This window comes from Streptomyces sp. NPDC047085 (assembly GCF_040643735.1).
Classification (GTDB): Bacteria; Actinomycetota; Actinomycetes; order Streptomycetales; family Streptomycetaceae; genus Streptomyces.
On sequence record NZ_JBEYUW010000006.1, the window covers coordinates 225,524 to 249,283 of the forward strand.

At 72.4% G+C, this 23,760-nt stretch carries 18 protein-coding genes and 1 pseudogene; 8 read left to right on the forward strand and 11 right to left on the reverse strand.

The annotated features are described in order from the left end of the window. Window positions 1–20 precede the first annotated feature (20 nt). Together ABZ865_RS22295 and ABZ865_RS22300 are read right to left on the reverse strand one after the other, a co-directional pair. On the reverse strand, window positions 21–707 hold the full coding sequence (locus ABZ865_RS22295) for a lipoprotein (protein ID WP_361232844.1): 687 nt from the start codon (window positions 705–707) through the stop codon (window positions 21–23). A gap of 115 nt (window positions 708–822) precedes the next feature. After that, a complete protein-coding gene (locus tag ABZ865_RS22300; protein ID WP_361232847.1) occupies window positions 823–1,500 on the reverse strand; it encodes a class I SAM-dependent methyltransferase in 678 nt (225 codons plus the stop codon). Window positions 1,501–1,610: 110 nt separating this feature from the next. Between ABZ865_RS22300 and ABZ865_RS22305 the strand changes: the two genes are divergently transcribed. From ABZ865_RS22305 to ABZ865_RS22330, 6 genes are all read left to right on the forward strand, one after another. Continuing rightward, on the forward strand, window positions 1,611–2,069 hold the full coding sequence (locus tag ABZ865_RS22305; RefSeq protein WP_361232850.1) for an NAD(P)H-dependent oxidoreductase: 459 nt from the start codon (window positions 1,611–1,613) through the stop codon (window positions 2,067–2,069). A 245-nt stretch (window positions 2,070–2,314) separates the two neighbouring features. Then, window positions 2,315–4,504: an acetoacetate decarboxylase family protein gene (locus ABZ865_RS22310; RefSeq protein ID WP_361232853.1), complete on the forward strand. Its 2,190-nt coding sequence runs from the start codon at window positions 2,315–2,317 to the stop codon at window positions 4,502–4,504. Window positions 4,505–4,611: 107 nt separating this feature from the next. Continuing rightward, a complete protein-coding gene (locus ABZ865_RS22315; protein ID WP_361232856.1) occupies window positions 4,612–4,872 on the forward strand; it encodes a hypothetical protein in 261 nt (86 codons plus the stop codon). Window positions 4,873–5,027: 155 nt separating this feature from the next. Then, window positions 5,028–6,281, forward strand: coding sequence for a beta-ketoacyl-[acyl-carrier-protein] synthase family protein (locus ABZ865_RS22320; RefSeq protein ID WP_361232859.1), 1,254 nt, complete (start codon window positions 5,028–5,030; stop codon window positions 6,279–6,281). Between the two features lie 49 nt (window positions 6,282–6,330). Then, complete coding sequence (locus ABZ865_RS22325) at window positions 6,331–7,278, forward strand: fatty acid desaturase (protein ID WP_361232862.1); 948 nt, start codon at window positions 6,331–6,333, stop codon at window positions 7,276–7,278. A gap of 212 nt (window positions 7,279–7,490) precedes the next feature. After that, window positions 7,491–7,991, forward strand: a complete 501-nt coding sequence (locus ABZ865_RS22330; RefSeq protein ID WP_361232865.1) for a hypothetical protein — start codon at window positions 7,491–7,493, stop codon at window positions 7,989–7,991. A gap of 68 nt (window positions 7,992–8,059) precedes the next feature. Here the strand turns inward: ABZ865_RS22330 and ABZ865_RS22335 are convergent, their stop codons facing one another. The 3 genes from ABZ865_RS22335 to ABZ865_RS22345 form a co-directional block, all read right to left on the reverse strand. Then, complete coding sequence (locus ABZ865_RS22335; protein WP_361232868.1) at window positions 8,060–9,133, reverse strand: glycerophosphodiester phosphodiesterase family protein; 1,074 nt, start codon at window positions 9,131–9,133, stop codon at window positions 8,060–8,062. A 168-nt stretch (window positions 9,134–9,301) separates the two neighbouring features. Beyond that, the gene (locus tag ABZ865_RS22340; protein ID WP_361232871.1) at window positions 9,302–10,483 is read right to left on the reverse strand and encodes a PP2C family protein-serine/threonine phosphatase; all 1,182 of its coding nucleotides are present in this window, start codon (window positions 10,481–10,483) and stop codon (window positions 9,302–9,304) included. A 60-nt stretch (window positions 10,484–10,543) separates the two neighbouring features. Beyond that, window positions 10,544–11,533, reverse strand: coding sequence for an aldo/keto reductase (locus tag ABZ865_RS22345; protein WP_361232873.1), 990 nt, complete (start codon window positions 11,531–11,533; stop codon window positions 10,544–10,546). A 478-nt stretch (window positions 11,534–12,011) separates the two neighbouring features. Between ABZ865_RS22345 and ABZ865_RS22350 the strand changes: the two genes are divergently transcribed. Both ABZ865_RS22350 and ABZ865_RS22355 read left to right on the forward strand, forming a co-directional pair. Then, a complete protein-coding gene (locus ABZ865_RS22350; protein ID WP_361232876.1) occupies window positions 12,012–12,986 on the forward strand; it encodes a hypothetical protein in 975 nt (324 codons plus the stop codon). Window positions 12,987–13,059: 73 nt separating this feature from the next. After that, window positions 13,060–16,434, forward strand: coding sequence for a pyruvate carboxylase (locus tag ABZ865_RS22355; protein WP_361232880.1), 3,375 nt, complete (start codon window positions 13,060–13,062; stop codon window positions 16,432–16,434). 59 nt (window positions 16,435–16,493) lie between these two features. On the opposite strand, the gene ABZ865_RS22360 is transcribed toward ABZ865_RS22355, so the two are convergent. The 6 genes and pseudogenes from ABZ865_RS22360 to ABZ865_RS22385 form a co-directional block, all read right to left on the reverse strand. Further along, the gene (locus tag ABZ865_RS22360) at window positions 16,494–17,474 is read right to left on the reverse strand and encodes a hypothetical protein (RefSeq protein WP_361232884.1); all 981 of its coding nucleotides are present in this window, start codon (window positions 17,472–17,474) and stop codon (window positions 16,494–16,496) included. 161 nt (window positions 17,475–17,635) lie between these two features. Then, the gene (locus ABZ865_RS22365; RefSeq protein ID WP_361232887.1) at window positions 17,636–18,103 is read right to left on the reverse strand and encodes a hypothetical protein; all 468 of its coding nucleotides are present in this window, start codon (window positions 18,101–18,103) and stop codon (window positions 17,636–17,638) included. A 90-nt stretch (window positions 18,104–18,193) separates the two neighbouring features. Continuing rightward, window positions 18,194–18,967 carry a polysaccharide lyase family 7 protein gene (locus ABZ865_RS22370; protein ID WP_361232891.1) on the reverse strand — a complete coding sequence of 258 codons (774 nt, stop codon included), beginning with the start codon at window positions 18,965–18,967 and terminating at the stop codon, window positions 18,194–18,196. 125 nt (window positions 18,968–19,092) lie between these two features. Beyond that, entirely contained in the window at window positions 19,093–20,319 is a 1,227-nt protein-coding gene (locus ABZ865_RS22375; RefSeq protein WP_361232894.1) for a chitinase, read from the reverse strand. A 227-nt stretch (window positions 20,320–20,546) separates the two neighbouring features. Next, window positions 20,547–22,613, reverse strand: a pseudogene (locus ABZ865_RS22380) (TIM-barrel domain-containing protein); the annotation flags it as partial. A 701-nt stretch (window positions 22,614–23,314) separates the two neighbouring features. Continuing rightward, window positions 23,315–23,743, reverse strand: a complete 429-nt coding sequence (locus ABZ865_RS22385; protein WP_361232897.1) for a PaaI family thioesterase — start codon at window positions 23,741–23,743, stop codon at window positions 23,315–23,317. Window positions 23,744–23,760: the final 17 nt, after the last annotated feature.

Below are 23,760 nucleotides of genomic sequence, written 5' to 3' on the forward strand. Positions count from 1 at the left end.
AGAGGCCTCGGGCCGAGACCTCAGGCGATCCGAAGGGTCCGCTTGGCCAGTTCGTACGCCGGCAGCATCGCCTCGTGCTCCTCGGTGTCCATCCCGCCGAGGTGCAGCACGACCGGGCCGTCGGGCGTGGTGACGGCGAGGGCACGCTCCTTCTTGGTCTCGTCGAGGAGCTTGCTCGTGTAGAGGTACTCGACCTCCACGCCGGAGAGGCCGCCGCCCGTCTTGACGGCGCGGTACTTCTCCTTGCTGACGTTGTCCTCGGCGGCGACGAACGCGCGCAGCACGGTGCGCGCGTCGGCGTCGCCCGGCTCACCGGTCCACACGCGCAGGAAGCCGATGTGACCGGCGGGCTTGGCGTCGATCTCGCAGGCGGCGGTGACCGGGCCCTGGCGCAGGAGGCTGTCGGCGAGGACTCCCGTGAGGTCGCCGTCCGGCCCCTTCGACGTCTTGGCCAGCTCCTTGTCGGTGTCGATGCCCTTGGCCTTCCAGTCTTGGGCGACGGCGAAGCTGACGGGCAGTTCGCAGGCCGAACCGGCGGCGCCGATCGTGCCGCCGCTCGCCGCGGCCGCCTCCGTCGCGCCCTTCGCCCCCGCGCCCTCCGCCGTGGCCGACGCGCTCGCGGACGCCTTCTCGTCACCGTCCGTCGATTGCGCACAGCCGCCCAGCACGGCGGTCAGCACCACCGCCTGGACCACTCCGCCCAGCATGGACCCCACCCTGACCTGCACCGTCGTCTCCCCTCCTGTTCAGGGCGGTCACTGTAACCGAGGGTGCCGACATCGCCGTACGCGCTATCCCGTACGCGACAGGGCCGGGCCGGGCTCAGGCCGCCTCGCGCCGGCAGTGCAGGAACAGATGCGGCTCGGGTCCGGCATCGGGGTGGGCCGGGGAGAACAGCGCGTGCTCCTCGGCCAGCACCGTCAGGCCCGCCGCGGCCACCAGCCGTGTGAAGTCCGCGCCGGCGAAGCTCGTCACCCGCACCGGCTGCCCCATGAACACCCCGTCGACGCCCTCCACATCGAGCGGCACCGTGGCCAGCACGGCGAGCCCGCCGGGCCGCAACGCCCGCGCCAGCCGGCCCACGACGGCCGACTGCTCGGCGCGGGACATCTGCAGCAGGGAGAAGTACACGCACACCGCGTCGAACGAGCCCTCGGCGAGCGGCAGTTCACGGATGTCGGCGAGCCGGAACTCGGCCTTCGGCACCTGGCGGGAGGCGAGGTCGACCATGACCGGGGAGACGTCGACGCCCAGCACGTCGTGCCCCGCCTCCGCGAGGGCCTGCGCGGTCGGCCGTCCCGTTCCGCTGCCCACGTCCAGGACCCGGCTGCCCGGCTCCAGCCGCTCCAGCAGCCACTGGAGGGAGGCCCGGTGCCCCTCGGAGGAGGCGAACGCCTTCTCGTAGTCGAGACCCAGCACGTCGAACACGACGGCGGCCGGTACCCGGCGGTCGTCCTCGGCCAAGACGGCTCCTCTCCTCCGTGCCGCAGGCGTCGGCATCTCATCCGTGCCGCGGGTGTCGGCATCGTCGCACCCCGGCCGGGTGCCCACAACGGTGCGTGGCGGGCACCATTTGCGGCTCGTGGCACCGGCAGGGCAGGGTGCGGGACGTGCCTACCCTGCTGATCGTGCATCACACCCCGTCGCCCAACTGCCAGGCGCTGTTCGAGGCCGTCGTCTCCGGCGCGACCACCCCGGAGATCGAGGGCGTCCGCGTGGTCCGCCGCGCCGCCCTGGCCGCCACTGCCTCCGACGTCCTCGAGGCCGACGGCTATCTCCTCGGCACCCCGGCGAACCTCGGCTACATGTCCGGCGCCCTCAAGCACTTCTTCGACCAGGTCTACTACCCCTGCCTGGATCAGACCCAGGGGCGGCCCTTCGGCTACTACGTCCACGGCGGCAACGACGTCACCGGCGCCGTCCGCGCCATCGAGTCCATCACCACCGGCCTGGGCTGGCGCCGTGCGGCCGAGGCGGTCACCGTCACCGGTGAGCCGGGCAAGGCCGATGTGCAGGCGTGCTGGGAGCTGGGGGCGACGGTCGCGGCGGGGCTGATGGCCGACGAGTGAGCCGGGCGCGGCCGGTCCGACGGCCGACGCGTGAGACCGACGAGGCTCCGCGGGGGCCGGCCGAGTGATCTTGGTGCCGTCGGACTACAGGAGCGGGGCGCGTGTCCGCTGCCTGGAGGGATGCCTGTCCGCTGCCTGGACGGATGAAGGTGCGGGCGCGGAGTCCCTGGCCGACGATGGGACCGAGGCCGCGCCCCGCCGGACGCGGCCGCTCTGTCGCACGTCGTCGAGTCGAGGAGCGTCGGATGCGAGCGGACGGCCACGCACGCGGGCGGCCCGGGCAGGACGAGCAGGACGCCCAGGACGCTCAGGACGCCCAGGAACTCCTGCGCCGATGCTCGCGGGACGTCGTCGATGTCGCCGCGGGCATCCGCGCGGTGTCCGCGCGCACCAGCGGCGCGCTGTTCGAGCCGTCCCTGACCGGCTCGGCGCGCCGGCGTCCCCGTACCGGCCTGGCCGTGCGGTGGGCGTTGCTGCGGGCGCTGACGAACAAGCGGGGCCTCGGCGGCTCGGCGATCACGGCACCCACGGGTTTCGGACATGTGCTGGGCACGGCCGGGGAGGTGCTGGGCCGGGAGAGCCTGGCCGCGCTGGTCGCGGTCACCTCGCTGCGGCTGAGGATCGCCGCCGTGCTGATCGACCACCCCGAGTTCGAACGCGACCCGGGCATGCGCCGGCTCGTCGACGCCGTCTCCGCCGACCGCGACCCGGAGGCCGTACGCGCCCTGCGCGCCCTGTTCCGGGACCGGGGCGCCCAGCGCGCGCTGTCCGGGCTCGCCCCGCTGATGGCCGAACTCCTCGCCGTCCGGGCCCTGTTGGACGAGGACCCGATGAACGACGAGACCGGCTGGGCGCCCGCTGCGGGCCGTGAGCCGTCCGCCGACCCGGTGTACGGCATCCGAGCCTCCCACCTCGTCGGCGCGGACCGGGTCGAGGGCGCCGCCGACGCCGTCGACCTCGCCGACCAGGAGAAGCAGACCATCGCCACCGAGGGCTCCTTCCTCGGCTTCCTGCGCAACATCGAGACACTCTCCACCGACGGGCGGATCCTCGTGCAGAACGTGCGCGGACCCGACGGTGTCGTCCGGTACGTCGTCCAGGCCCCCGGCATGGCACCCGGCCGCCCCCGCAACGACTCCCCGCAGGACTTCGTCGGCGCCTGGCGCGACCTCTTCACGGCCGACTCGCCCCACACCCGCTCGATCCAGCTCGCCCTCGAGGACTACGGCATCCCGCGCGGCGCCGCCCTCGCCCTGATCGGGCACGGCGAGGGCGGCATCGCGCTGATGAACCTCGCCCAGGACGAGGAGTTCTGCCGCGCCTACCGGGTCACCCATGTGGTTGCCGTCGGCTCCCCCCTCGGCGACGAGAGGCCCGCCGATCCGCGCACCTGGGTCGCGAGCGTCACCAACCAGCACGACATCGTGCCCGCCCTCGACGGCCGGGGAACCGGCCCCGCCTTCGACCCGCACCCGAACCGGTACGAGGCCGACTACACCGGCCCCACCCACGAGTTCCCGCTGTGCCACATGCTGCGCGAGTACATCGAGCACCTGCGCACCGTCATCCCCGAGGCCCGCAAGGACATCGACGAGGCGCTCACGCCCTACCGGGGCCCCGTCGTGCGCACCCAGGCCTACCGGCTCAAGGACCGCGCCCATCCCCCGGAGGGCTACCCCTTCCTCACCCTGCCCACCACCTCCGTCCCCACCACCGCCGGTCCGGTCGACGTCCCGGTGCGCTACTACGACTCCTCGGCCGCCCATCTCTGCTACGCGGTCGACGCCGACACCGCCCGGGCCCTGCTGCCCGACGTCACCTGGACGGTGCCCAGCAGACTCGGGCGGCACCGGGCGTTCGCGCTTCTGTCCCTGTACGAGCACCGCTGCACCACCATCGGCCCCTACACCGAGATCGCCCTGTCGGTCCTGGTGGACGACCTGTGGCGGCCCCGCCCGCTGGACCTCGCCGCCGACCTGCTGCGCCGCGTCGACCTGCGCCGCACCGGCAGCTACGTCCTCTCGCTCGCCGTCACCAGCGAGGAGGCCCGCACGGTCGCCCGGGAGATCTGGGGCCAGCGCGCCGTCCGCACCATCGCCGAGGCCGACCTCATGGGCCGGAACCTCCGCTTCACCTCGGCGGACCTCGGCATCACCGTCGAGGGCCGCCTCGGCCCCGGCCTCCGCTGCCCCGAGGCGGACCGGGTGCTGTACGGCAGGCGCGGCGAGAGCACCGTACGCACCCTCGTCCGCACCCACGGACCGCTGCGGCTGCACCCCGGGACCGGCGTACGGCCGCGCCTGGACACCGCCGCGGCCGAACCCATGGCCGGGCACCTGCGCCGGCTCGGCATCGACGGCGCCCGGCCCCTTTTCGTCCTGACCTGCCCGCAGTTCATGGCCCACCGCAGCGCCGGCGCCCTCCTGCCGCGCTGACCCTCCACCGCACGCGCGACCCCTACGAGCACCCGCGACCGCCCTCAGCCCGCACGACCCCTATCAGCACACGCGACCGCCCTCAGCACACGCGACCGGGAGCAGCCATGGTGACCGAGTCCACCCGAACGATCCCGTCGACCGGCGGACTCCTCGACCGGGTGAGCATGTTGCGCACCGACGCCGACCTCATGGACGGCTACGCCCGGCGCCTGCTCGCCACCGCCTCGGCGCTGAGCGACAGCGCTGTCGCACCCGAGTGGAGCCGGCCCACCCTGGAACGGCAGGCGGCCGCCTGTACCACGGCGGCTGAGCAACTGCGCACCGCCGCCGAGGCGTTGCTCGCCCACATGCGAGCCGGGGGCTGAGCCTCCTCGGGGACCCCCAGGCCGGCCCCGCGTCCCTGTGCGTCCGGGGCCGGGCTGTCGACGTTGGCACATCCGGGTGGTAGCGGCGCCCGTCCTGGGCCGAACGAGTTGTCGCGGACCGGAACCGGCGGTCCGCGCCCGGATAATCACCGCTCATGCACCTCGTGAAAGCAGGCGGCGCGACCCGGCGGGCGCCGGTGGCCGTCACCGGGCTGGGACTGGTCACCCCGGCCGGCGTCGGCAGGGACGCGACGTGGGCGGGCCTGTGCGCGGGTGACTCCACGGCGGCCGCCGACCCGGGCCTGGACGGGCTGCCCGTGGCCTTCTCCTGCCGGGTGCCCGACCTGGACGCGGCCGGCCTGCTCGGTCACCGGCTCAGCCGCCGCCTGGACCGCTTCACCACCTTCGCGTTGCTCGCCGCGCGGGAGGCCGTCGCCGACGCCCGGCTCGCCCCCGGCGGCTGGGACGGCGCCCGGGTCGGCGTCGTCATGGGCGTCGGCACCGGGTCCATGCAGGGCTGGCAGGCCGAGTTCGACCGGCTCGCCGGGCAGACACCGGAGCGGGTCTCGCCGCTGGCGCTGCCGCGCAGCGTGCCCAACATGGCCGCCGCCGAGATCGCCCTGGACCTCGGCGCCACCGGCCCCAACATGGTCGTCAGCACCGCCTGCGCCTCCGGCACCAGCGCGCTCGGCCTGGCCCGGGACTTGCTGCTGTCGGGCGCCTGCGACCTCGTCCTCGCCGGGGGCAGCGAGTCGGCGCGGCTGCGGATGACCGCCGCCTGCTTCGCCCAGATGCGCGCCCTGTCCCGGCGCGCCGACAGTCCCCACGAGGCCTCCCGCCCGTTCGACCGCGACCGCGACGGCTTCGTCCTCGGCGAGGGCGCCGCCGTCCTCGTCCTGGAACGCACCGAGGACGCCCGCGCCCGGGGCACCCGCCCCGTGGCCCTGCTCTCCGGCTTCGGCGCCTCCTGCGACGCCCACCACTTCACCGCCCCGCACCCCGACGGCGACGGCGCCGCCCGCGCCATCCGCGGCGCCCTCGCCGACGCCGGACTGGGGCCCGAGGACGTCGACCACGTCAACGCGCACGGCACCGCCACCCCGCAGGGCGACGCCGCCGAGCACAACGCGCTGCACCAGGTCTTCCGCCGGCCCCCGCCCGTCACCGCCGTCAAGGGCACCATCGGGCACGCCATCGGCGGCGCCGGAGCCATCGAGGCGGCCTGCACCGTCCTGACCCTGCGCCACCAGCTGATCCCGCCCACCGCCAACCTGGACACCCTCGACCCGGCCATGGACCTGGACGTCGTCACCAAGGTTCCCCGCGAGCAGCGGATACGAGCCGCCGTCAGCAGCTCCTTCGGCTTCGGCGGCCAGAACGCCGTCCTCGCCTTCACGGCCGTCGACTAGCCGCCGTGCCCCTCCGAACGCGCCCCAGCCGAAAGGAAAAGGTCCCGCCTTGTCGGAGTTCTCGGAATCCACCCCGCTGGCCGGCCGGTCGCGCACCTGGCCGAACGCCGAGCAGTTCATGATCGGCGTGTTCGTCGGCGTACCGTTCCTGGCGCTCCTCGCCGCCGGGCCGCTCGCCTGGCGGCACGGGCTGAGCCCCACGGACCTCGTGCTCGCGGTCGCCTTCTACGTCGTCAGCGGGCTCGGCATCACCGTCGGATTCCACCGGCACTTCACCCACGGCTCGTTCAAGGCCCGGCGGCCGCTGCGGATCGCCCTCGCCCTGGCCGGCTCGCTCGCCGTGCAGGGCCCCCTGATCACCTGGGTCGCCGACCACCGCAAGCACCACCGCTTCTCCGACCGCGACGGCGACCCGCACTCGCCCTGGCGCTACGGCCGCACGCCCCGCGCCCTCGCCAAGGGCATGCTCTACGCCCACCTCGGCTGGCTGTTCGAGACCGAGCACGCCGCGCCCCGCCAGTACGCGCCCGACCTCGTCCGGGACCGCACGCTGATGCTGATCTCCCGGAACTTCGGCGCCCTGGTCCTCGTCTCGCTCGCCCTGCCGGCCCTGCTCGGCGGGGCGCTGACCCGCTCCTGGCAGGGCGCGCTGACCGCGTTCTTCTGGGCCGGGCTGGTCCGGATCTGCGTCGTCCACCACGTCACCTGGTCCATCAACTCCATCTGCCACGCGGCCGGTTCCCGCCCGTTCCGCAGCCGGGACCGCTCGGGCAACGTGTGGTGGCTGGCCCCGCTGTCCTTCGGCGAGTCCTGGCACAACCTCCACCACGCCGACCCCACCAGCGCCCGGCACGGCGTGCTCACCGGGCAACTCGACGCCAGCGCCCGCCTGATCCGCTGGTTCGAACGCCTCGGCTGGGCGTACGACGTGCGCTGGCCGGACCGCCGCCGCCTGGGCGCCCGACGGCAGGAGCCGCCCGCCGAGAAAGCCGCGTAGGCAGCGGAACCCGCCGCCGGCCTGACCGGACGTGGCCGAAAAGGCGGGGAAAGGGACCGGAATTCGGCACAACTTTCGGCGTTGCGCCAAGCGCGGGAATTCCGGGGCGGGAAAGGGGAAAGAAAGGGAACCACGGGGGAGGAGTTGCGGTCTTACGGTCTGCCGACGCCCGGGATCAGCCCGGTCGCGAAGAATCCGGGGGAACGAGAAACATGTCCGTCCAGAGGCGCAAGACCTTGCTGACCGCCGTCGCCCTCACCGCCGGCCTCACCCTGGCCGCCGTCACGCCCGCCCTCGCGGGCAGCGGCGTCAGCCACACCACCCGCGCCGCCGCCGTCTCCTCCGCCCAGGGCGACCCGCGCAACGTCACCCAGCGGGTGGCCGACTTCTACGGCGCCTACATCGACTCCGTGTGGGCCAACGAGGACCCAGCGGCCGGCGCCGACGCCAAGGCACTGCGCGCCTTCTACCTCTCCGCGGCCGCCCAGAAGAAGATCGCCGCGTACGAGAAGAAGAACCACGCCGACGGCGTCCTGTTCGCGCAGAACGTGCCGGTGAAGTGGAAGGTCGTCTACACCGGCTCCGGCGCGGGCCACGCCACCAGCAGGGTCACGCTGACCTGGAGCGACAGCAGCCACGCCCAGGTCACCAAGATCGACGTCCTGTCCGATCTGAAGACCCTGAAGATCACCGACCTGAAGCCGGCTCACTGACCGGCCTACGGGCGCGCAGTCCCGCCCCGCCCCCACTCGGGGCGGGGCTCGCGACTGCCCGGGCCCGGTCAGGCCCGGTCGTGCGGGAAGTACGGCCGCGGCAGCCGCATTCCGCGGTCGGCCATGATCTGCCGTACACGGTTGGGGTAGTCGGTGATGATCCCGTCGACGCCCATGTCCATCAGCGCCTCCACCGTGGCCGGGTCGTCGCAGGTCCACGGGACCACCTTGAGCCCCCGGTCGTGGGCCTCGGCGACCATCGCCGCGTCCGAGTAGAAGCGGAAGCCGGGGTCGCCGATCTTCCCGGACTGCGGGAAGCCGTAGTTGGGGGCGAGGGTCGTGACACCGGGGACGGTCGCGGCCGCCCTGACGAAGTCGCCGTCGTAGTCGTCGGCGTCGATCCCGCCGAGCCAGGGGGACGCGCCGGGCTTGCCGACCTGCAGGAAGTCGTAGTTGGTCAGCGCGACCAGCGGCCACTTCGGCGCCAGCCGGTGCATCTCCTTCAGCGCGCCCCAGTCGAAGGACTGGATGGTGACCTGGCGCTCGATGCCCGAGCGGTGGATCTCCTCGTACACCCGGCGCACGAACACCTCGCGCGGCGCGGTCTGTTCGGGCGCGCCCGCCTCGACCTTGGTCTCGATGTTCAGCTTGACCTGGTGGGCGTGGTAGCTCGTCACCAGGTTCAGGACGTCCTTCAGCTCGACCATCCGGAAGCCCTTGACGACCTCCTGCTCCGGGAAGCCGGGCAGCTGCTGGTAGCCGCAGTCCAGGGTCTTGATCTGCGCGAGGGTCAGGTCCTTGATGTACTTGCCGACGTACGGGTACTGCGGGTCACCGGGGGTGACCGGGCCGGTGTCGCGGCACTTGACGCCGCTGATCTGCCGGTCGTGGTTGACGACGACCTTCAGGTCCTTGGTGACGTGGGTGTCCAGCTCCAGCGTGGACACCCCGAGCCGCAGCGCCTTGCCGAAGCCCTCCAGCGACTCCTCGGTGGTCATGCCGAGGCCGCCGCGGTGGGCCTGGAGGTCGAAGCGGGCCGGGGGCGGGTCGTCCTGTGCCGCGGCGTGTGCGGTGACCGGGAGCGCGAGGGCCGGCAGCAGGGCCAGGCCGGTGAGCAGGGGGCGCAGGTGGCGTAGGGACATGCGCGGATTGTGCGCGGCGGACGGGACCGGGGGAGCGCTGAGCGACTGAACAGCGGCGCACGGGAAGCCGAACGTTGTCCGTGCGTGGGCTCAATCGCTGCGGCGGTGTCGAACGTGTGTTTGTCGTTGGGTGTGCGTGGGATCGAGCCGCGTCCGGCCCGCCCGCCCTCACCCCGTCCCCGACGCGGTCCCGGTGCCCTGTCGTACGGTCTCGCCGGGGCTTCCGCGGCCGTGGTGGCGGCGCCGGTCCCCGGCGGCGGCGCGGTGCACGGCGATGAGCGCGGCGTCGTCGCCGAGCCTGCCGCCCGCGTGGGCGAGCAGATCGCGGCGCAGATGGTGCATGAGCGCCTCGGGGGAGTCGTCGGTCCAGCGCGCGACCCGGTCGGCCAGCGGATAGAACCGGCCGTGCGCGTCGCGGGCCTCGACCACGCCGTCCGTGTACAGCAGCAGGGTGTCACCTGGCTCGAAGGAGAACACGTCCAGGGTGTGCTCGACGTTCCCGTGCACCCCGAGCGGCGGCGACGGGTGCAGGCTCGGGACGGTGACCGCGTGCCCGGGGCTCAGCAGCAGGGGCGGGGGATGGCCGCAGCTGGTCAGCATGGTGACCGGATTCTGGTCCGGGATCTCCACCAGCAGCGCGGTGGCGAACCGCTCGCCTGCCTCCTCGACGGGCTCCAGCTCGGCGGCGTACCGGGTGATGCTCTGGTCCAGCGCCGCGGCCAGGGCCGTCAGCTCGACGTGCCGGTGCGCGCTCTCACGGAACGCCCCGAGCAGCAGCGCGGCCTCCCCGATGGCGGACAGCCCCTTGCCGCGCACATCGCCGATCAGGACCCGGATCCCCTCGTCGTACTGGGTCGCCGCGTACAGGTCGCCGCCGATCTGCGCCTCGTCCTCGGCGGCCAGATACAGCGACGCGATCCGCAGCGGGCCGATCTGTTCCGGCAGCGGCCACATCAGCACGTGCTGCGCGGCCTCGGCGACCGTGCGGACCTGCGCCAGCTGGGCCTGCCGCCGTTCCCGTACGGCGCTGTAGACGACCACCATCACCGAGAGCACGGCGAGCGTGATGAGCTGCACGATGTGGTTCGTCGTGGTGAGCCCGCCGTGCTTGACGGCGATGAGCGTCTGCGCGGCCAGCGCGAGGGCGCTGACGAACGCGGTGGTCCGGGGGCCGGCGAACGAGGGGGTCAGCGCCGGTGCGATCACCAGGGCCGGGCCCAGGTGGATGTCCTTGGGCGTGCGCAGGTCCACCACCGTGATCACGACGATGAGCGCGATCGGGAGCAGCAGCAGCGCGTGGGCCGACCGCCAGGGCTGCCGCAGGCGGGCGACCCACTCCCGGGGGTTCATGACTACCAGCGTGCCCCCGGACCCGGCCTTCGGCACATGGAGGGCACGCGGCGCACCCCGCTAGCGGTTGACCGTCCGCATGCCGGCCTCGTCGTAGCGCTCGCCGTGCGCCTCGGGGAGTTCGGCGTCGATGCGGGCGAGGTCATCCTTGGTCAGCTCGATGTCGACCGCGGCCGCGTTCTGCTCCAGGTACGAACGGCGCTTGGTACCGGGGATCGGGACCAGGTCCTCGCCCTGGGCCAGCACCCAGGCGATCGCCAGCTGGGCGGGGGTGACGTCCTTCTCGGCGGCGATCTCCTTGACCTTCGCCGCCAGCCGGAGGTTCGCCTCGATATTGGCGTCGGTGAAGCGCGGGCTGTTGCGGCGGTAGTCGTTCTCGTCCAGCTCCTCGGGGGAGGAGAACCGGCCGGCGAGGAAGCCGCGGCCGAGCGGCGAGTAGGGCACGAAACCGATGCCGAGCTCCCGGCAGGCGGGCAGCACCTCGGCCTCCACGTCGCGCGACCACAGCGAGTACTCGCTCTGCACGGCCGTGATCGGGTGGACGGCGTGGGCGCGCCGGATGGTCTCCGCGCTCGCCTCGCTCAGCCCGATGTGCCGCACCTTGCCCTCGGCGACCAGCTCGGCCAGCGCGCCGACCGTCTCCTCGATGGGCACGTTCGGGTCGACCCGGTGCTGGTAGTACAGGTCGATGTGGTCGGTGCCGAGCCGCTGGAGCGAGCCGTGGATCGAGCTGCGGACGTGGTCGGCCGAGCCGTCCTGCGGGCCGACCGTGCTCATGTCGCCCGGAACCGCGTTGTCCAGCCGGTAGTTGAACTTCGTGGCGATCACATACTCGTCGCGGTGCCCCCGGATCGCCTCGCCCACCAGCGACTCGTTGGTGAGGGGTCCGTACAGCTGCGCGGTGTCGAGGAAGTCGATCCCCAGCTCCAGGGCCCGCCGGATCGTCGCGATGCCCTCGTCCTGGTCGGTCGTGCCGTAGAAGGCGGACATTCCCATGCAGCCGAGGCCGATGGCCGATACCTGGAGATCCCGCAGACTGCGCTGTCGCATGTCGTGTCCCAGCCTTTCCCGCACTCTCGATGGTCGTTCCCCGAGGCGCGAAGCCGCCCATCCATCTAGCGACGGATTCCGTCCACCGGCATCCCGTGACAGGGGCCGGGGCGGCGCGAGCCGTGCGCGCCGGGGGTGTCTGCGACGCTACGACTTGGAGCGCACTCCAAGTCAAACCGGGCCGCAGCGACGGCGGCCGGAGCGGGACGGCGACGCATCCGCGGGCGGCCGGGTTGCCTTGCCCGCACCCGATTCTTGTCACGGTGGCGCACGTGTGGTGGATCTTGACGCCCGGCTCCCCGCTCGCTGAACTGAGACGGCCGACCCGGGGCGGAAGCACCCATCCGCACCACGACGGCCTCAACGGGTGGAAGACGGGACACAGCCTCGTACGACGGAGACACCGGTAGCGGGGCAAAGGGGGAGCGATGTACGTGGCGGGGGATGGGGACCCGGAGCCGACGGGCCGTCGCGTGCCATGAGCCGCGACGGGCACGGAGAGCTGGTCCGCTCGGTGCTCACGCGCCTCGCCCGGTTCACCGGGCGCACACTGCGCGGCGAGTGGCATGCCATCGTTGTCGACCCCGTGCGGCGCCTCGCCCGCCGGGGACCGTCCGGACTGGTGCTGGCGGTCGTCGCCGCGTCCGGCGTCATCTTCTTCCACGACCTCGCCCAGCACCCCGCGGGCGCCATCTGGGTGCGGCGGCTCGGCGGCGTCACGGCCGACCTGCCGCTGTGGCTGTCCCTGCTGCGCACCCCGGTGTCGCTGTACGTCCCGGCGCTCGACCTGCCGGTGTGGGCGGGCATCACCCAGCTTGTCCTCGCCTTCGCCCTCGCCGAACTGGCCCTCGGCCGGGCCCGGACATTGGCCATCGCCTACGTCACCACACTGGCCGGCACCCTCACCGCGCGGGTGATGATCGCACTCGGCCCCGGCTGGTGGGGGCTCGGACTGCCGCCCGAGTGCGGCCGGGTCCTCGACACCGGTCCGTCCGCCGCCGTCGTGGGCCTGTTCACCTATCTGGCGGTGGTCCGGCGCGCCCCCGTGGTGTTCACGCTGACCGGCGGATCGATGGTGTGGGAGTCGATCGCCGTCCCCAACCTGGCCGGGCGCGAGCATCTGATCGCGGTGGGCGCGGCGATCGCCCTGGGACTCCTGCACGGCCGCCGCGCACGGGTACGGGCCGTCGTACGGTCCCTGCTACCAACGCGGAAGGACGCGCCCGTACCGGCGTCCGGGCCCGTACGTGCGATGACCGATCCCGCACCCGCGGCCGATCCCGCACCCGTGACCGATCCCCCACCCGTGACAGGGCGTGCACCCGCGACCGATCCCGCACCCGTGACCGCGTCCGCACCGGCAGCCCCGTCACGGCCGGCGCGCGCGCAGACGCCTCCGCAGCCGCGTCAATGTGACGCTTTTCGCACTTCGACACGCGCGGGTGCCCCCTAATGTTGCCGCGACGTAGGGCAGGGCATGGCTGACACCATGGTGCTCGTCGCCGGCAGGCTGAAGGGAATCCAGAATGTTCCGCAAGGTGCTGGTCGCCAACCGTGGAGAGATCGCGATCCGCGCGTTCCGGGCGGGCTACGAACTCGGCGCGCGCACGGTCGCCGTGTTCCCGCACGAGGACCGCAACTCGCTGCACCGGCTGAAGGCCGACGAGGCGTACGAGATCGGTGAACCGGGGCACCCGGTGCGGGCGTACCTCTCCGTCGAGGAGATCGTGCGCGCCGCCCGCCGGGCCGGGGCGGACGCCGTCTACCCCGGCTACGGCTTCCTGTCCGAGAACCCCGAACTCGCCCGCGCCTGCGAGGAGTCGGGCATCACCTTCGTCGGGCCGAGCGCGCAGACGCTGGAGCTGACCGGCAACAAGGCCCGCGCGGTCGCGGCGGCCCGGGCGGCCGGCGTGCCTGTCCTCGGCTCCTCCGCGCCCTCCACCGACGTCGACGAACTCGTGCGCGCCGCCGAGGAGATCGGATTCCCCGTCTTCGTCAAGGCGGTCGCGGGCGGCGGCGGCCGCGGCATGCGCCGCGTGGAGGACCCCGCCCAGCTGCGCGAGTCCATCGAGGCCGCCTCCCGCGAGGCCGCGTCCGCGTTCGGCGACCCGACCGTCTTCCTGGAGAAGGCCGTCGTGGACCCGCGCCACATCGAGGTGCAGATCCTCGCCGACGGCCAGGGCGGCGTCATCCACCTCTTCGAGCGCGACTGCTCTCTGCAGCGCCGCCACCAGAAGGTCATCGAGCTGGCGCCCGCGCCCAACCTCGACCCCGAGCTGCGGGACCGGATCTGCGCCGACGCCGTGCGCTTCGCCCGCGAGATCGGCTACCGCAACGCGGGCACCGTGGAGTTCCTCCTCGACCGCGACGGCAATCACGTCTTCATCGAGATGAACCCGCGCATCCAGGTCGAGCACACGGTCACCGAGGAGGTCACCGACGTCGACCTGGTCCAGGCCCAGCTGCGCATCGCCGCCGGCGAGACCCTCGCCGACCTCGGCCTGTCCCAGGACACGGTCCAGCTGCGCGGCGCCGCCCTCCAGTGCCGTATCACCACCGAGGACCCGGCCAACGGCTTCCGCCCGGACACCGGCCGGATCAGCGCCTACCGCTCGCCCGGCGGCTCCGGCATCCGGCTCGACGGCGGAACCACCCACGCGGGTACCGAGATCAGCGCCCACTTCGACTCCATGCTGGTCAAACTCACCTGCCGGGGACGGGACTTCAGGGCCGCCATCGGGCGCGCCCGGCGTGCCGTGGCCGAGTTCCGCATCCGCGGCGTGGCCACCAACATTCCCTTCCTGCAGGCGGTCCTGGACGACCCCGACTTCCAGGCCGGGCGGGTGACCACTTCCTTCATCGAGGAGCGCCCGCATCTGCTGACCGCCCGCAGCTCCGCCGACCGCGGCACCAAGCTGCTCACCTACCTCGCCGACGTCACCGTCAACAAGCCGCACGGCAAGCGCCCCGACCTGCTCGACCCGGTCACCAAGCTGCCGCCGCTCCCGGCCGGCGAACCCCCGGCCGGTTCCCGCCAGCGGCTGGTCGACCTCGGCCCCGACGGCTTCGCCCGCCACCTGCGCGAGTCGCCGACCATCGGGGTCACCGACACCACCTTCCGCGACGCCCACCAGTCCCTGCTCGCCACCCGCGTGCGCACCAAGGACCTGCTCGCCGTCGCCCCGGTCGTCGCCCGCACCCTGCCCGAGCTGCTGTCCCTGGAGTGCTGGGGCGGCGCGACGTACGACGTGGCGCTGCGCTTCCTGGCCGAGGACCCGTGGGAGCGGCTGGCCGCCCTGCGCGAGGCCGTCCCCAACATCTGTCTGCAGATGCTGCTGCGCGGCCGCAACACCGTCGGCTACACCCCGTACCCCACCGAGGTCACCGACGCCTTCGTGCAGGAGGCCGCCGCCACCGGCATCGACATCTTCCGCATCTTCGACGCCCTCAACGACGTCGGCCAGATGCGGCCCGCAATCGACGCCGTACGCGAGACCGGCACCGCGGTCGCCGAGGTCGCCCTCTGCTACACCGCCGACCTCAACGACCCGGCCGAGCGGCTCTACACCCTCGACTACTACCTGCGCCTCGCCGAGCAGATCGTCGAGGCCGGCGCCCACGTCCTGGCGGTCAAGGACATGGCCGGACTGCTGCGCGCCCCGGCCGCGGCCAAGCTGGTGTCCGCGCTGCGCCGCGAGTTCGACCTGCCGGTGCATCTGCACACCCACGACACGGCGGGCGGCCAGCTCGCCACCTACCTCGCCGCGATCCAGGCGGGCGCCGACGCGGTGGACGGCGCGGTGGCCTCCATGGCCGGGACGACCTCGCAGCCGTCGCTGTCGGCGCTCGTGGCCGCCACCGACCACTCCGAGCGGCCCACCGGGCTCGACCTCCAGGCCGTCGGCGACCTGGAGCCGTACTGGGAGGGCGTCCGGAAGATCTACGCGCCGTTCGAGGCGGGCCTCGCCTCCCCGACCGGACGCGTCTACCACCACGAGATCCCCGGCGGCCAGCTGTCCAACCTGCGCACCCAGGCCGTCGCCCTCGGCCTCGGCGACCGCTTCGAGGACATCGAGGCGATGTACGCCGCCGCCGACCGCATCCTGGGCCGGCTGGTCAAGGTCACCCCGTCCTCCAAGGTGGTCGGCGACCTCGCCCTGCACCTGGTCGGCGCCGGCGTGTCCCCGGCCGACTTCCAGGAGAACCCCGACCGGTTCGACATCCCCGACTCGGTGATCGGCTTCCTGCGCGGCGAGCTGGGCACCCCGCCCGGCGGCTGGCCCGAGCCGTTCCGCACCAAGGCCCTTCAGGGCCGCGGCGAGCCCAAGCCCGTACCCGAGCTGTCCGCCGAGGACCACGAGGGACTGGCGAAGGACCGCCGGGCCACCCTCAACCGGCTGCTGTTCCCGGGCCCGACACGGGAGTTCGACACGCACCGGCAGACGTTCGGCGACACCAGCGTCCTGGACAGCAAGGCCTTCTTCTACGGTCTGCGCCCGGCCAAGGAGTACGCCGTCGACCTGGAGCCGGGCGTGCGGCTGCTGATCGAGCTGCAGGCGGTCGGCGAGGCCGACGAGCGCGGCATGCGCACCGTGATGTCCTCGCTCAACGGCCAGCTGCGGCCCATCCAGGTCCGGGACCGGGCGGCGGCCTCGGACGTGCCGGTGACCGAGAAGGCCGACCGGGCGAACCCGGGCCATGTGCCGGCGCCGTTCGCCGGTGTGGTGACGCTGGCGGTGGCCGAGGGCGACGAGGTGGCGGCCGGGGCGACCGTGGCCACCATCGAGGCGATGAAGATGGAGGCGACGATCACCGCGCCGAAGGCGGGCCGGGTCTCCCGGCTGGCCATCAACCGGATCCAGCAGGTGGAGGGCGGCGACCTGCTGGTCGAGATCGCCTGAGACGAGCACACGCCGCGCCCGGGCCCCGTGGCCCCCGGGCGCGGCGCGCGGTCGTCGGGCTAGAGGCGCCCGGACGGGTACCGCAGGCGGGCGAGGAGCAGGTTCGGGTCCCGGCGGGTGAGGAGGGCGGCGCCCGGCACGTAGACGTTCCGGCCGCGTACGGCCACCGAGGTCGGGTTGGACAGCCCGTCCCGCCCGGTCAGCACGACCGTGCGGGTGCCGTCGCGGCGCACCAGCACCACCTGGCTGCTGCGGTTCAGCGCGGCCAGCACGGTGCTGCCGCGACCGGGGAACGCGAAGTCGTCGATGCCGCCCAGGCCGGTGGCCCGCGTCTCGGCCGGGCCGGCGCCGCCGTCCGGGCGCACGGGCAGGCGCAGCAGCGTCTCCCGGTCGGTGTTCGACACCCACACGGCGTCGCGGTGCACCTTGATCCCGTTGGCGCCGAGGCCGACGGCGGGCGGAGCGGGCAGCGGGCGCAGGGACGCCCCGGTGGCCCACGCGGTGGCCGTTCCGCCCGATCGCGGGACGCGCCAGACCATGCCCCGCACCGAGTCGGCGGCGTACAGCACGTTCCGGCGCTCGTCCAGGGCCAGGCCGTTGGGCAGCCCGTCCGGCGGGAGCTTCGCGATCTGCACCGGTGTGCCGCCGTCGCCGGGGATCCGCCAGACGCCCGTCTTCGCCGTGCCGGTCGCGTAGTTGACGTACAGGGTGCCGTCGTGGGCGCGGGCGATGCCGGTGACGACGGCGCTGTGCAGGAGGGGGGTGTCCGGGTTCCGCTCGGCCGGCAGCGTCGCGAGGACACGGGTGCTCCCGTCGAGGGCGACGTGGGTGACCTGGCGGGCGAGGGCGAGGGTGAGGTCGGCGGAGCCGTCGCCCTCCAGCGCGATGTTCTCGGGTGTCTGCCCGGCGGCCAGGTCGAAGTGGGCGACGATGTGCGGGTCGGTGACGGGCGGCTCGTGGCCGGCGGCCGGGGCGGCCGCGATCACACCGAGCGCGAGGGCGGCCGTGGCGGCGCTCGCCAGGCGCGGGAGTCGGGGCATGTGACCTCTCTTCGGACGGCGCACCGGGCGCCGGCGTGCGGGTCACACCAACATGACGCTCCGCCGGTCGCCGCCCGTGGGAGCCGTGGCCGAGGGGTCGCCCGCGCGGACCACGCCTCGGCGCCGTACGGGGCGCGCCCGGTTGACGACCGGCGCAGCGGTCAGTCCCAGAGCGGGTAGACCATGACCTGCTTGAAGCCTTCCGGACGGGCTTCGGTGGTGTAGGTCAGGCTCATCCGCGTGAAGTGCTCGACGCCAGGGTTCTTCTTCCACGGCGCCGGGCGGTCCAGCCGCACCGTCACGGGGTACGGGTGGAACTTGCCCGCGGCGCAGTACGGCTTGCAGTCGTTGACCAAGTTCACGCCCTCGGCGGTCGCCGTCCGGGCGTTCCACTGCTTCCAGTCGAGCTTGGTCAGGACGCTGTTGCCGTCGCCGCAGGCAAGGATGAAGTCCGTCGGGCGGACGTTGCGATGCCACATGCAGTCGACCAGCACCGGTTTCGGGGACGCCGCCTGGGCCGCCGTGGCGGCCGCGCCGGCCGGTGTGCCGGCCGAGGCCGTCGTCATCGCCGCTGTCAGCAGGGCTCCCGCCGCGAGGGTGACCGCTGTTCCCACCACTGATCCGCGCATGGCCGCTCCCACCCGTCGTGCTGTGAACGCGTGCACTCGACGCTACGACCGTCCGCCCGGATCCACCAGTCGCGCAGGTCGCGCCGCGTGTCAGCCGTGCGAGACGGTCAGCTTGTAGAACGCGACGCGGGCTCCCTTCGTGGTGCTGTCGGAGGAGGACTGGTTGTAGGAGCCGGCCTTGAAGTACTGCTTGTACGGTTTGAACGACGAGGGGATGGGGTAACGCGTGGTGCTGCCGTTGACGGTGAGTTCGATGGTGTTCCCGCCGGTCACGGCGATGGTGTAGCTCCACGTCTTGCCGACGGACACGTGGCCCACGTCGTGCGGGGTCTGCCCGCCGGACGGCGAGTTCTCGGTGCCGAGCACGATGTCGCCGTTCGCGTGGTAGTACAGCTCCAGCAGCGGCTTGGTGGAGGAGCCGCCGGAGCCGAGGTGGATCTGGCCGACGCACACGTTCTTGGTCACCGAGACCACGCGCAGGGTCGCGCTCAACCGGTGCGAGCCGCCGAGCGGCCAGTCGGCGGCGCTGCCGTCGCGGTTCATCTCGCGCAGCTCGGAGCGGGCGTAGTTCGAGTTGGGTGTGGTCACGCCCTTCTCGGGCGCCCAGAACGTCATCGCGCCGTCCCGGGTGTCGGTGTAGAAGTACGCGTCCTGGTAGCCGTTCGCGCCCCGCAGCCGGGACGAGGGGATGGTGGTCGGGGAGCCGGGGGAGCCGATGGGCTCCTGGAGCTGCCAGACCGACAGGTCGAAGTTGCCGCCGGGCGCGACATGCGGGTCGGCCGCGTCCGCGCTGCCGCCGAGGGCGGTGAGGGCGAGGGCGAGGCCCGCGGCGGTCATCGCCGCGAGAAGCCGGGAACGGGTCATGTGGGGGTCCCTTCCGCCAGAAGGACGCGTTCAGCGTTCGACGTTCAGCACTGTGAACGCTGAACGCGTCCTTGGTCGTTCGGTGACCCGTGAAGCTAGAGGCCTGAACCAGACACGTCAAGAGGTCAGCAGGCGCCCTCGTCCTGCCAGGGGCCCCACTCCGCGCCGCTGGGTGCCTCGTTCTGGGTCCACCACTTGGCCTTCCAGTTGTGGTGGTTGTACGAGACCTCGTTCCCGTTCGTGTACACCGTCGTCGCACTCCAGGGCGTCTTGCAGCCGGTGCCCGGCGGAGTCGGCGTCGGGGTCGGGGTGGGGGTCGGCGAGGGCGTGGAGGTGGGCGGGGTGGCGCCCGCGAACTTCACCGAGTACTTCGCGAAGTCCCAGGAGTTCTGGGCCACGCTGGAGCAGGTCCCGGACGTACGGCCGCCGTTGTCGGCCGGCGTGCACTGGCGGTCGCGGTTCAGGGACCAGAACGTGAACCGGTCCATGTTGTGACTGGTCGCGTAGTCCAGCACGGTCTGGAAGTCGGCCTGGCTGAAGTACTCGCCGGTGTCGCTGCGCCCGTTCATCCCGGAGAAGCCCTCGTGGGCGTAGGCCGTGGCCTGGTCCCAGCCGAACGTGGACTGCAGGATCGAGTTGAAGTTGGTCAGCGCGCTGGTCTGGCTCGCCGCCCCGTTGAACCCGCCGTCGAAGGGCATGATGGAGAAGTTGTTCGGGGTGAACCCCTGCGACTTGGCCTCCAGCAGCATCTGCTTGCCGAACCAGCCGGTGCCGTCCGCCGTGCCGGCCGTGGTCACGGACACGTACAGGCCCGGGTTGTTCTGCTGGAGGATCTTCGCGGCGCCGATCTCGTTCTTGATGGCCGCCGCGCTCTCGTACTCCGGCTCCTCCAGGTCGAAGTCGATCGCGTGCAGGCCGTACTTGGTGATGACCTGCTGGTACGCGGCCGCCGTGGACGCCGCGTCCGAGCAGGCCTGGCCCAGCTTCGTGCCGCCGTAGCCGCCGATGGAGACGGAGACGTCACCGCCCTTGGCGCGGATGGAGTTGATCACCGACTGGACGGCGGTGTCCGAGGAGACCGGGGCGGTGCCGCCCCAAGTGGGCGAGCAGCCGCCTCCGTTGGGGGCGAGGACGAAGGCCAGCTGGAAGGCCTTGAGTCCGGTGGCGTCCATGATGGCGCCCGCGTCCGGCGGGTCGTTGTCCAGCGGCATCAGATACGGGGCGGCGGCGTACCAGCGGTTGCTGAGCGCGGTGGTCGCGCCCGAGGCGCTGGTCGCGACGAGCGCGGTCGTGCCCGCGGCGGCGAGGGTCACGGCCGCCGCCGCGCTCAGACATGCGTGCAGACGTCTCACTGACGGCCTCCAGAGGTGTGGGGTGGGGGAGTTGCCCCAGCCTCCGGGAGCTGTCGCGCTCACGTCAATGGGTTGGTCTAGTCCAAATCTCGCTTTGGACTAGACCATGCGATTTCTTTACCCACCTGTCCTTACATGAGGCGCAGAGCGAACCCCCGGACGAGCGGGAGGCTCGGCGTGGTGACCGTCGTGACCCGGGTGTCCGCGTCGTACGACCAGACGGAGTCTGGGAGTTGACGTCCGTCGAGGAACACCCGCGCCGGCGCGGAGTCCCCGTGCACGGTGAACCGGTACGACCGCGCGTCCACCTTGCCCGCGTAGTCACCCGCGCTCGCTCCGACCGAGACGGTCGTCCCCTTGGCGTCGGAGCGCACCGAGACCCGCTGGGTGGCGGCCGCGCCCCTGGCGAAGTCACGCGTTACGCCGTCGTCCTCGTAGAGCGTGTAGTGGCTGGTGCCGTGGGCCGACGGGTACAGGTCCCAGTCCAGCTCGTGCCGGTCCCGGGTCTGCCAACTGGTCGTCCCCTTCGGCCACATGGGAACGATCGCGCCCGCGCGCACGAACAGCGGGAGCGTGTCCAGCGGCGCGTGGTACCCGTTCAGGGTGGTCGGCCCCTGGTAGGTGCGCCCCGTCCAGTAGTCGGTCCAGGTGCCCTTCGGCAGATAGATGCCGTCACGGGTGTCCGAGTCCTGGTACACGGGCGCGACGAGGAAGTCCGGCCCGGACAGGAACTCGTATTGCGCCTGCGCACCCAGCGTGTCCGGGTCGTCCGGGTACTCCAGCCACAGCGGACGCACCGCGCCCACACCCGTCTTCGCTGCCTGCGCCGACAGCGTGTACATGTACGGCAGCAACCGCTCCTTCAGCTGAAGGTACTTGCGGTTGACGGAGGTGTACGGCTCCCCGTCCAGCCAGGGCTGCTGGTCGGCGGGCTTCTTGGTCGTGAGGTCGGAGGCCCAGCCGTCCATGGTCATGATGGCCGGCAGGAACGCCTTCCACTGCAGGTCGCGGGCGTACATCTTCGCGTCGTGACGGTAGATGCTGCCCACGTCACCGGTGTTGTAGGCGATGCCGGACATCGTCGCCCCGGCGTACGTCGGGATCTGCCAGCGGATGTAGTCCCAGGACAGCTTCTGGTCGCCGCTCCACAGCACCCCGCAGCGCTGGGCGCCCGCCCAGGACACGGGCAGCCACACGAACCCGCGCGCGTCGCTGTTGTCCTCGATCCCCTTCTTGGCCGCGTCGCAGGCGTCCAGCGCGAACTTGTAGCCGTTGCCCACCCAGGCCACGTCCAGCTTCGCCACCCGCTGGCCCGCCCTGACCTGGTCGGCGAGCTTGTCGATGCCGTCCTGGGTCCACAGGCCGAGCTGGGCGTGGTGGTCCTGCAGGCCCTTGGCGGTCTGCTCCAGGTTCTCGTACCCGCAGCCGTAGCCGTCGTTGACCAGCATCCAGCCGAGCGGCATCTGGTGCTCGGTGTAGCCGTCGGCGATCTTCAGCGCGTCCAGGGTGTGCCGCTCGCCCCGGTTGGCGTTGTGCAGATAGCAGTCGGAGTCGCCGGGTTCGAGCCCGTACACCGGCGGCATGAAGGGCCTGCCCGCCAACGCGGTGTGTGCGCCGATGACTTGCTTGGCGTCACCGAGGAAGTAGTAGGCGTCCAGGCGCCGTTCCTGCTGGCCCGTGGTGACCGGTTGGCCGAAGGTGTACACGCCGGGCGCGAAGGTGTTGCGGAAGACGCCGTAGCCCGCGCTGGAGAGGTAGAACGGCTGGGAGTTGTTGTAGCCGCCCTCGTTCCAGTCGAAGCTGTTGGCCACGTACATCGTCCGCCCTCGGTGCGAGAAGCTGCCGTTCTGCTCGCCGCCGCCGAAGAACTGCTCGTCCGTACCCCGGGTGAGGCTCTGCCGCATGCCCCCGGTGGACCAGCGCAGGGGCTTGGCCTCCTGCCAGATCCGGGTGCGGTTGTCGGGCTTGTACAGCCCGAAGCGGAGCGGCTTCTTGTACACGCGCAGGACGGCCTCGGGGGACCGGATGCCGTAGTAGTCGCCCGCGTCGAAGGACGAGGTGCGCCGCTGGAGCGCGGGCTGCTCGCGCACGATCGCGGTGCCCGCCGGGTCGCTCAGCGAGCCCGACGGGTCAGCTTGCAGACGGAGTTGACCTCCCGTCAGGAAGTCGGCACGGGCGGTGAGTCCGCCCGCCTCGATCCGGTAGCTCCCGTCGCCGCCGGAGAAGGACGTGAGATCGCCGGCGTCCGTGGTCGCGGGCAGATACGCGGTGCCCGTGAAGGAGTTGTCGTGCACGTCGTACGGCACGACCACCACGTGGTACGTCCCGGACGCCCGCGGGATCACCGTGGCCTCGGGGTCGGCGGTACCGGCGCTGGAGGCCACCTGCTTGCCGTGGTCGTCGAAGACGTACAGGTCGAAGTCGTCGGCGGGCCGCTCCCAGGTGATGGAGAGTGGGACGCCGCCCTCGGGGTTGTCGTCCCAGTAGCCGTCGGGCACCGAGACGGTCAGGTCGAAGCGGTCGCAGACCTTGTTCACGGGGTCGTCGGAGGCGGCGGGACAGCTCTCGGTGCCACCGAGGGTGCCCTTGGCGTAGACCGGGCTCTGCCAGCTGACGCTCGCGTGACCGGGGTCGAGCACGGCGCCGGCCGCTGTGTCGGCGGCGGCGGGCGCCGGGGCGGCGAGCACGGTCCCGGCCAGGGCCGTCGCCAGCCCCAGCGGAACCCAGGCGGGCCACGGCACACGATGTCGGAGTCTTCGCACGGCGGAACAGCTCCCCTCGCACCAACGCGGACTGACTGTTCTTGCGATGTCTGCTCGTAAGCGCTCGAAATGAGCGTCATTCGAGCAACTTCACGCACGAAGCCTCAGGGTTGAAGCAGGTTCATGTCAATAGCGCCGTACGGATGGCGGTCGGGCGCGGTCCGGCTGACGGCCCGGCACGACGAAGGCCGGCCCCTCGCGTCTCGTGGGGCCGGCCTTCGTGTGGTTGACGCTCAGTCGGTGTTCCTCCTGAGCACGATCTGGGTCTGCGTGGTCTGCCCGACCAGCCGGTCCCGGTCGTCGCGCAGATCGGTCTGCACCACCAGGAGGGTGCCGCCGAGGTGCAGCGGGCGGGCCGTGGCGTGCACGTGCCCGGAGGTGACAGCCCGCAGGAAGTTCGTCTTGGACTCCACCGTCGACGTACCGGACGCCCCCTCGGGCAGGTTGAGGTAGGCGCACACCGCGCCGACGCTGTCCGCCAGCGCCATCATCACTCCGCCGTGCAGCGCACCGCCCGCCGTGCACAGGTCCCGGGACCAGGCCAGGCTCCCGACGGCACGCTCGCCCGTGGCCTCGTGCAGTTCGATGCCCAGCCCGGCCGCGAACGGCATGGCGGCCAGCAGATCACCGGGCTTCGGGACGACCGGCTCGGAGGAGGACATGGCGTACCGCCTTTCGT